Origin of the sequence: Ferruginibacter sp. (assembly GCF_014377975.1) — a bacterium.
Lineage (GTDB): Bacteria > Bacteroidota > Bacteroidia > Chitinophagales > Chitinophagaceae > Ferruginibacter.
In genome coordinates this window covers 1-9838 of sequence record NZ_JACMOO010000050.1, presented here as the reverse complement: position 1 = coordinate 9838, position 9838 = coordinate 1, and the positions used below count along the sequence as shown (strand labels likewise).

Annotated in this window: 6 protein-coding genes; all 6 read right to left on the bottom strand. The window is 39.3% G+C overall.

Features of this window, described 5'->3' with window-relative positions:
• Window positions 1–273: 273 nt before the first annotated feature.
• A complete protein-coding gene (locus H7254_RS03310; RefSeq protein ID WP_301931629.1) occupies window positions 274–1131 on the bottom strand; it encodes a glycoside hydrolase family 16 protein in 858 nt (285 codons plus the stop codon).
• 111 nt (window positions 1132–1242) lie between these two features.
• The gene (locus H7254_RS03305; protein WP_301931628.1) at window positions 1243–2586 is read right to left on the bottom strand and encodes an alpha-L-fucosidase; all 1344 of its coding nucleotides are present in this window, start codon (window positions 2584–2586) and stop codon (window positions 1243–1245) included.
• Between the two features lie 36 nt (window positions 2587–2622).
• Entirely contained in the window at window positions 2623–4041 is a 1419-nt protein-coding gene (locus tag H7254_RS03300; RefSeq protein ID WP_301931627.1) for a glycoside hydrolase family 125 protein, read from the bottom strand.
• 293 nt (window positions 4042–4334) lie between these two features.
• On the bottom strand, window positions 4335–5579 hold the full coding sequence (locus tag H7254_RS03295; RefSeq protein WP_301931626.1) for an ROK family protein: 1245 nt from the start codon (window positions 5577–5579) through the stop codon (window positions 4335–4337).
• 154 nt (window positions 5580–5733) lie between these two features.
• Window positions 5734–8544, bottom strand: coding sequence for a family 78 glycoside hydrolase catalytic domain (locus H7254_RS03290; protein WP_301931625.1), 2811 nt, complete (start codon window positions 8542–8544; stop codon window positions 5734–5736).
• 48 nt (window positions 8545–8592) lie between these two features.
• A partial coding sequence (locus H7254_RS03285) for a glycoside hydrolase family 36 protein (protein WP_301931624.1) occupies window positions 8593–9838 on the bottom strand: 1246 nt, incomplete at its 5' end.

Here is a 9838-nt window from a genome sequence, read left to right as displayed (position 1 = left end):
TGCAGGCAAGCCAGCTGGTAACTGTTACCAGCAATAAAGCAACAACCAGAATCATTTTTGACTTCATATAATTTTTTTTAGTCTTCGCCCTGAAGGACGGAGCAATTCATAAAGCTCTGTATGGCCAGGCAATTCACAACAACTCAATCCGGCTTTCTCAAATTAACTTCACTATTTTAAAATTCATTACTGCACAACAAAGTAGTTACTTAGTATATCCCCAACCCTCAATTTAGTTCTTTCCATTTTTACAATTGTATTCAAACGTTTGCGTTAATTTTTATTTTTCTTCTGATAGCACCTTATGTAATCGATGATAAATTGCTGTGGTAAAACGGCGTCATCAATCGGGCCGGGCCATTCGGCGCCCATAGCCAGGTTGATCAATAAATAGTATGGCTTTCTGAAGGGATTATTAATTCCTTTTCCTGCTGAGTCAATCACAAAATGATGGTACATTTTATCATCGAGGTAAATGTCCATTGCATCCTCGTTCCATTCCATCGCATATACATGAAAATTTTTTTGAAGTCCACTGTCCAATATTTTACTGCCGCTTGAACGATGACCGCTTGCCGATGCTGAATCAGCAAAATGAAGGGTAGCGTAAATATCCTGGGGATGATTACCGATAAATTCCATAATATCAATTTCGCCACAGGCAGGCCAGCCAGCATTCTCCCTGTCAATGCCCATCATCCAGATGGCTGGCCAGATGCCCCCGCCATGCGGTAGCTTTGCCCTTACTTCTATGCGGCCATACTGCCAATTTACTTTGTTGTTTGTATTGATACTTGCAGAAGTATACTGCGCCAGTGAATCTTTCTTTTGCCAGCTTGCTGATCCCTGTATATAATCATGATTGGGATAAGTTTCTTTTTTACCTGTAATGGTAAGTACACCATTTCCCACCCTTGCATTTTCTATTCTTCCATTAGTATAATACTGTTGTTCGTGATTGCGTACATACCCGTTTTCGTAATTCCATTTATTGGCGTCTGGTAAACCTTTATAATTAAATTCTTCCCGCCAAACCAGTTTCCATCCGTCTTTTTTTTGTGCTATTGCGGTTAAAGCAGTAACACAAAATAAAATTGCCAGCAATAGTGCGATGTTGTTTTTGTTTATCATCTGCTGGTGTTACATGATTTTCGTAAAATTTATTGCAGCAATACAAACTGCTTACACGAATTGACTACAATAAATTTAAAAAACTGTCCTTTATTTTACCAATAACATACATTAGTTTAATCCTCCCTGTCCACGGTACAATTTTACCGGCTTATCCAAACTAAGTTTTAATACTGTTATGTACTCGTCTCTCACATTTTCGGGCACACTTATAAATACCAGACCAGGCACCGGACTCCACGAAATTTTGCCGACTACTTTTTGTTTTAAATGGGCAGCGGTGCCCAACACCTGTACGTCCATAATGGTATTTACAAGGCCCTTAATCATAATATTGCCTGCAGTTTGTGCTGGCAAAAAAAGATACAGTGTAGCTGAATCTTTCGACAATGTTGTTGGCCCGTAAAAATGGCCCTGTGGTAAACCTGCGATGGTATTAAAAATTGCTTCCCCGTTCTTTTTATTCCACTTGCCCAGTTCTTTTAAAATATTTACCTGTTCTGCAGGTATAGTTCCGTCTGCTTTAGGACCAATGTCTAACAACAGGTTTCCGCCATTGCTTACCACATCTGCAAAAATCGTAATCACTTCAAAAGGTGTTTTATACGCAGTGTCATCCGGGTGATAGCCCCAGTTGTTATTGGTGGTCATGCAAAGTTCCCACCAATTGTACTTAGGCCTGCTTACCGGAAAATTTTGTTCAGGTGTTTCATAATCACCATAGCCTTGCAATCTTCCGTTGATGATGGCATTGGGTTGAATGGAGAGTATTTGTTTGCGTACACTTTCCGACTGCCACTCATCAGAACTTTTCTCCCAGTCACCGTCAAACCACCACAGGTCTGGCTTGTAAGCGGTGTTGATTTCATGGATCTGATTTTGAAAAAAATGCTGGAAACGTTTCCAGCGCTCCGGATCATCTGCAATTTTATAACGGCTGCTATCTTTTATAAACCCCGGATAATCCGGATGGCTCCAGTCGAGCAAAGAAAAATAAGCGCCTTTTTTAATGCCTTGCTCCGTGAGCGCTTTGTAAAACGGACCCAACACATCCTGCTTTGCCGGCGTGTTGGTTACCACATTTAAATGGTTTTGTTTGGTAGGCCACAAAGCCATGCCATCGTGGTGTTTGGTGGTGATTACAGCATACCTTGCACCAGTTTCTTTTATCAGTGCAGCCCATTGCTGCGGATTATATTTTGAAGCCGTGAAACCCTTCATCTGTTGCATGTAATCAGCATAGCTTATTTTTTTATTGTAAAAGCTCCAGCTTTCATCAATGCCATTTACAGAGTACATGCCCCAATGAATAAAGATGCCCAGCTTTGCATCGGCAAACCATTGCATTTTACCTCTGATTGAGTCTGGATTAATTTTTTGTTGAGCCTTGGCACCGGTAAAAACCACCAGCATCATTGCTAAAATCCAAATGGTATACAAACATTTTCTTACCACATTATTTTATTGAAATGATTGAAAGCCAGTAATTATTTATGCCAGCAAATGCGGTTTTGTTTGATACACTTCCCACAACAGCTCGCCAAAAATTGTATTGGCCCAGGCAAACCATTTACGGGTAAAATTATTGGCATCATCCTTATGAAAAGACTCGTGCATAAAGCCGGTACCACCATGTGTTTTGCGCAACATGTCAATGCATTGTTTTATTTCTACATCGTCTTTACTGGTAAGGCCACGCATTACGATACTCAATGGCCAGATCATGTTCATACCCGCATGCGGACCACCAATACCTTCGGCAGCTTTACCCTTAAAGAAAAAAGGATTGTTGGCGGAAAGCAATAATTTACGGGTGTTGATGTAAACGGGATCGGTATTTTTAACCGCATTTAAATAAGGCAGCGATAATAAGCTTGGTACATTTGCATCATCCATTAAATTAAAACTGCCGAAACCATTTACCTCATAGGCATAAATTTTTCCGTATTGCGGATGGTTGATGATGGCATATTGCTGCAAAGCCGTCTCCACTTCATTTGCCAATGCAGTCAATTCATTTGTTAATGAAACCCCGTTAAAAATTTGTTTTATCATGATGGATGCCTGTCTTAAACTTACTACTGCAAAAAAGTTAGATGGAATTAAGAAAGGAAAAATAGTAGCGTCATCGCTGGGACGAAACATAGAACAAATTAACCCAACCGGCTTTACAGGATAACCATAACCACCCAATGGAACACCATCAGTAGCCCAGGCCGTTGTACGCTGAAAAGTGTATGGCCCGTTACCATTTTTACGTTGCTGCGTTTTAAATGTTTGTAAAATAAGCTGAATGGCATTCTTCCACTGGTTATCAAATGGGGAGGTATCGTCGGTTTGTTTCCAGTAATTATAAGCCAGCCGAATAGGGTAACACAGGGAATCAATTTCCCATTTGCGTTCGTGTATGCCGGGTTGCATGGTTGTAAGATCACTCTTCCATTCACTTACTTTATTTTCATCTTTATAAAAAGCATTGGCATAAGGATCTTTTAAAATGCATTTTACCTGCCGGTTGATAACACCTGAAATCAACTGTTGTAATTCCTTATCTTTTTTCACCAGTGCCAAATAAGGCCAAACCTGTGCGGTGCTGTCCCTCATCCACATGGCATCAATATCCCCGGTTATTACATAAGTATCCGGTTTGTTATTCACCATTTCAAAATCAACTGTGGTATCCAGCGTATTTGGAAAACAATTTTCAAACAGCCATCCGAGTTCTTTGTTTTTTACTTTTGACTGAAATTCGGAAATGGCTGCTTCCACTGCTTTGCTGTGAAATTTTCTCTTCTCATACGAAACACGAACCACGGGAAACGTGGGAGCTGCCTGTGCGAAGGATAAATTTTTATACAGTAAACCTGCACTTAATAAGCCTGCATTTTTAATAAATTCTTTACGCTCCATGTAGGTTTTTGTTTTTAAAGATGCTCATTATTTTTTTCTGCAAATTAAATTTTGTTTCAATCAATCCGTATTTCATTCATTTTATACTGGATATAACTAAATGTTTTAACTATAAAAGAAACGGCTAAATACGTTGCAAAAACTTCTCTTTATCTTCCGGAAATAGATGGCAAAACTTACAAACATTTACTCACTAACACCCACATCACTTTTAAAAATTTGCTGCAAAAAAGTCACCAAAAGGAACATCTAAATAAGAGATAAAAACAATAATTTTTTTCTTACAAAGGCATTTAATTTGTATGCTTTAAAACTTTCAAATGACCTATTTGTTGTGAAGCGAGCTGCATTTTTATATTTGGTATTTGTTCGTAATTTTCCATAACAAGTGCAGCAGCTCCAATCAATTCAGCCTGGTTTCCCAGGGTAGATATTTCGATTCCGGTACTTTGATGAAGGCGATAAATACAATGTTCGTTTAACGATTGTTGTATGGGAGCATGCCAGATTTGCCCTGCCGAAGAACCGCGGCCGCTAAGAATAATTGTTTTAGGATTTAACAGGTGTATCAGTACCGCAACGCCTTTACCGATATTATACCCGGCTTTGGAAAAAAGTTCAATGGCAAACTGGTCACCAGTTTTAACAGCTTCAATAATGGCATCGCAATCCTGCTCCAGGTCATCACACTGTAAAGAACTTAATTTTGAAATTCTGCCAGCCTTAATACCTTCCCTTGCCCTTTCCACAATCAACAATAAAGAGGTTTCAGTTTCCAAACAACCGGTTTTACCACAGCTACATAATTTGCCATTTAAAAAAAGAGGGATATGACTAAACTCCCCGGCAAAACCTTCCTGCCCTCTAAAAAGTTTTCCATTGATGATTAAGCCTAAACCAATGCCCCAGGCGATGTTGATTACCATTGCATTGCTTACTTCCCTTGCAGCACCAAATCTCAGTTCTGCCAATGCAATCAGGCTGGAATCATTGTCTATAAAAACAGGCATTTTAATTTTCTCAGCAATATGCCGGGTTAAACTTTTATTATGGGGCAATTGCAGAAACGTGTAATTAATTCCTTTTTTTACATCTACAAAACCAGGCATCCCGATACCAACCCCTACAAATTTTTCCGCCGGTATACCCGAATTTTCTATCACAAAAATTATTTTTTCAGTCAATACCTGCAGTGCATCCGGATTCTCCGGCAAGGGCAATACAATTTTTTCTATAGTAGAAATAAAATTGTTTTGCATATCCATGATGGCAATTTTTGTTACAAACTGATCCATGGCCACCGATACCAGGTACATCACATTTTTTTGCAAGGTATACGTCAGGGGTCTTCTGCCACCGGTTGATACAGCATAGCCAGATTCAACGACTAAATTTTCAGCCATCAAATCTTCGATTAATTTTGCGGTAACCGGAAAACTTTTATCAATCTTACAACAAATATCTGCACAGGATAAACTTTCCTGAAAATACAGTTCCTTTAAAATTTTTCTTCGGATTAATGTCTTTTTTTCGTTCATATTGCTAAAGCTAAACTCGTTGTAATTAAAAAAAGTATCGTTACTTAAAGGTAAAACAAACTTATTAAAAAATTAAACAGGCTCTGTACACAACGTGGCTGATTTCGTTTCTAAAATTGATTTTTCTATGTGGTATTTACGGAAATTGGTGTTTTTATTTCACCTCCAGAAAATACTCGCCGGATGGAACACTGATTTGCGAAATACCTTTATTTTTCTTTATAAATTTATCTGCAACCAGTATTTTATTTTTATAAATTTTTGATGATACGGATGAGGGCAAATAAATATTGGCACTAGCATTCACCGGTATTTGAATGTGCAACGAAAAACTGTTTTTATCTTTTTTCCAATCAGTCGTTATCCATCCATAAGGCGAATGAAAACTTCCTTTGGCCGAACTGATATCACCAACTGGTTGTGGCCTGATCTTTATTTTTTGAAATGCTACCGATCCTTCTTCCTGGCTAATGCCTGCGAGGCCGCTGTAAAACCATTCCATAATATGCCCCAGCATTAAATGGTTATTGGAAACATCTTCCAGCCCCTGCCATGATTCAGTTAATGCGGTAGCACCTTTTTTCAATTGAAAGCCATAGCCGGGCACATCATCCCGGTTGTTCATATCAAATATCAGTTGCGAAGCCCCGCCTTCATCCAATGCCTTTACCAAAAAATGAAAGCCAATATCGCCTGCGGTCAATGCTTTATTACCAGCGTAAATGGAATCAACTAAATTATTTAAAACTGCTTTTTTATTTTTTTCGTCTACGAGCCCAACGCTTAAAGGCATTGCCATGGCTGTTTGGCTGCCGGTTGAGTAAACCTTTGTTTTGCCGTTAAAAAATTGTTTATTGAAAGATTGCCTGATGGATGCTGCCAGTTGACGGTATTTCTCTTCATCGTTTTTTTCATTGAGTACTTTGGCCATTTTACTAACCAGTACAGCATCATAATAATAAATGGAAGTGGCGGTTACCGCCTTGGGGGTTAACTGCGCTTCGCCGGGTTGGTTAGGGCCATAGTCAAACCAATCGCCCAGGCCATGCGAAAGAATGTGACCGGTTGATTTGGTTTGAAGATAGTCAACATATTTTTTTGCCATTGCGTAAGCCGTTTGCAAAATGTCTTTATCACCGTACCATTCATACAATTGCCAGGGTAAAATCACAGCGCTGCTCCCCCATTCCGGCGAGTCGAGAAAGCCTCCTTCAAACACAACAAATTCCGGTGCAATGTCGGGTACAAAACCTTCGGCATATTGTGCATCCATCAGATCGTATACCAGCTTGCGGTACAAATGGTAAATGTCATTATTATAATGAATGGAATTACCCATCAGATAATCCTGTTCCAGCCAGCTTAACTTTTCCCGATGCGGACAATCGGTTATTACACTTTGCATATTACTTTTGATTGCCCAGTTGATAAGTGTATAAATGCGGTTAAATAAGGGGTTGCTACATTCAAAGCTACCATTTACGGGGTTTGCATTTCGGTTATGCAAAGATGTCAACTGCTCAATGATAGGCAATGACAAACTGTTGCCTGAAGTATTCACCACAGCACCTTCTACCTGCACATACCTAAACCCATAATAAGTAAATTCCGGCTGCCATATTTCGGCCTTATCGCTTTTCAATGTGTAGGTAAAATAATACGGATTTCCTGTTGCAACCTGATTGGCCATTTGGTTTTTATTGATCAGTTCTGCCGGTATTAATTTAATTACCTGCCCTTTATGGCCCCTCACTTTTAACCGTACAATACCCGAAACATTCTGGCCAAAATCAAATAAAAGTACATTGGATGAAGGATGTATTATTTTTTTTACAGCAAATGAATCCATCAAAGTAACGGGATAATCCAGCTCCGGCAACAACTTGCCCAACGGAGGTTTTACCTGCAAAGATTGCATCCATTTTGTATCATCAAATAAGGGAGTATTCCAGCCTGTCTGCTCCAATCTTGCATCATAGTCTTCTCCCCCATAAATACTACTGTAAGTAATGGGCGAGGGAGATGTTTTCCAGCTTGCATCAGAAATAATATCTTCTGTTGCGCCATCTTCATACATAATTTTAAGACGACATATCATGGCAGGCATACCAAAGGCGGACACTACCTTAAAATATCTTTCCCTGTTGATATTGTAAAATCCATTGCCTACAATAACACCGAGGGCGTTTTTACCCTGTACCAAATGTTGTGTAACATCAAACGTGTTGTATAAAACGGTTTTATCAAAATAAGTCCAGCCCGGTGCTAGAAAAGCAGTACCTGTTTTTGTGCCGTTAATGCTTAATTCATATTGACCAAGGCCGGTAACAAAAAGCAACGCCTTCTTCACTTTTTTTTTAATAGCAAAAGTTTTTCTAAACAATGGAACTACAGGCCGCTGAATACATTTGTTACCCAATGTTTCTGCAAAAGGTTCGTGTATTCCGGGCGCCACACGCATGGCATCATTTAACTGTTCGTATCCAATCCACCTTGCAGCAGACCAATCTTTTTCTGAAAACAAACCTGTTATAAATTGCTGATCATCGCACCAGCCGGAAGCAATATTTTTTTTATCCCACACCTGTAGTTTCCAAAAATATATTTGTGCTGCATGTAATGGGTTGCCTGCATATTCAACTAAAACAGAATGACCGCTTTTTACAATATCTGAATTGTACACATCATAATTTCCGGCCTGTAAATTTTCTTTTGAAGAAGCGATCACCAGTTGGTAAGCTGTTTGATATTGCGCATTTTCCATTGATGTAAGCTCCCATCCAAAACGTATTTTTTGCAACGCAACACCAGCTGGATTAATTTTATTCTCACACAATACAGTACTTATTTTCAATTGTGCAAACGTGTTGTATGTTATCCCCATCAACATCAATAATAAAAAGATAACCTGTTTGTTATAGATAGTAATTTGAAATAAGCTGCTTTTACCTTTTTTAATTTTCATTAAGAGACTTCTGTAATTTGTTATTATAAATATATTTTGTTTGCCTGGCTACAAAGACACCAGTTTGTACACTCTGCCAGTATGCGCAGGCAGGGTTTCATTCCATTCTGTTTTATAAACACCTTTTTTCTCATCTGTCCAGTAATCAATTATCTGGTAAGATTTCGATAATGGAACCGCAAACTTTTTTTCCTGGTCATCTTTGTTTAACAGAATTAAAAAAGTTGCTTTAGCTGTTTTCATCCAGCCGATATCAAGCGATGGATTGAACATAGCACTTGTTTTGTGTGGAGGTAACATTTTTTTTAGTATCGCCAGGCGTTCTGTTGTAATTGTTGTAAGGTCATCACCACTCAGTACCAATCCACCTGTTGAAAAAAGTAAGGATGCATGGTACATAAATTCATTTTGCGAAAGATCCCCGGTGAGCAAAACACAGTCAGGATCATTCCACCACAGTTTACCATTTTGCCAGCTTCGCGATAAATTTTCATCACCCGTTTTTGAAAAAGTATTCCATTCCCGGCTAATATCATTCGAACTACGGGACCCGCTGATTAGGCCGAGTGAAGGCCAAAGCGGATGATTACAACCCAATATAAAAGCGTTGCCTGCACCCTTTAGTATTGCTTTCATTCCGCTGCGATAAGCACTTGTACGGGTAGCCTTTTTATCGAAATATACACCACCGGGTATAGCACCCCAAAAGTTGGCATCTAATTTAAAATAAGTACAGCCCCATTGGGCTGCCATGGTTTTAAAAACATGGGTAAGGTGTTGCTGCACCTGGGGATTGGTGGCATCTAAAACAAACCAGGGTGCCAGCCGCCAGCCACCAAAAGTTACCTTGTCGCTCCGCAATGGTTTGCCGGTTGAATCTTTTACCAGCCAGGCAGGATGTTTTTTAAATACGTTTGAGTTGCTGTCGCAGATAAACGGTGCCACCCAAATGGCAGGTTCAAAACCGGCTGTTTTAATTTCTTTTAAAACTACTTGTATACTTTTTCCGAAAGCATTACCTGTTTCCAGCCAATCGCCCATGTGCGGCTGGTAGCCATCATCAAGTTGTATGTATTTTAACTGCGGGATATTTTTTTTAATGTAGATAAGGTGATCGTCAATGTTTTTTGCTGTAACATCGGACCCGAAGCAATACCAGGAACACCAGCCAGCAGGTATCTTGCTTTGTAACCGCGGATGAAAATAATTGATGCGGTTGGCAAATACTGTTTTTAGGTCATTGCTGTTTTTTGCGGCAAGCAATGAAAATTCTTCCAACTGAACCGAAGCTCCG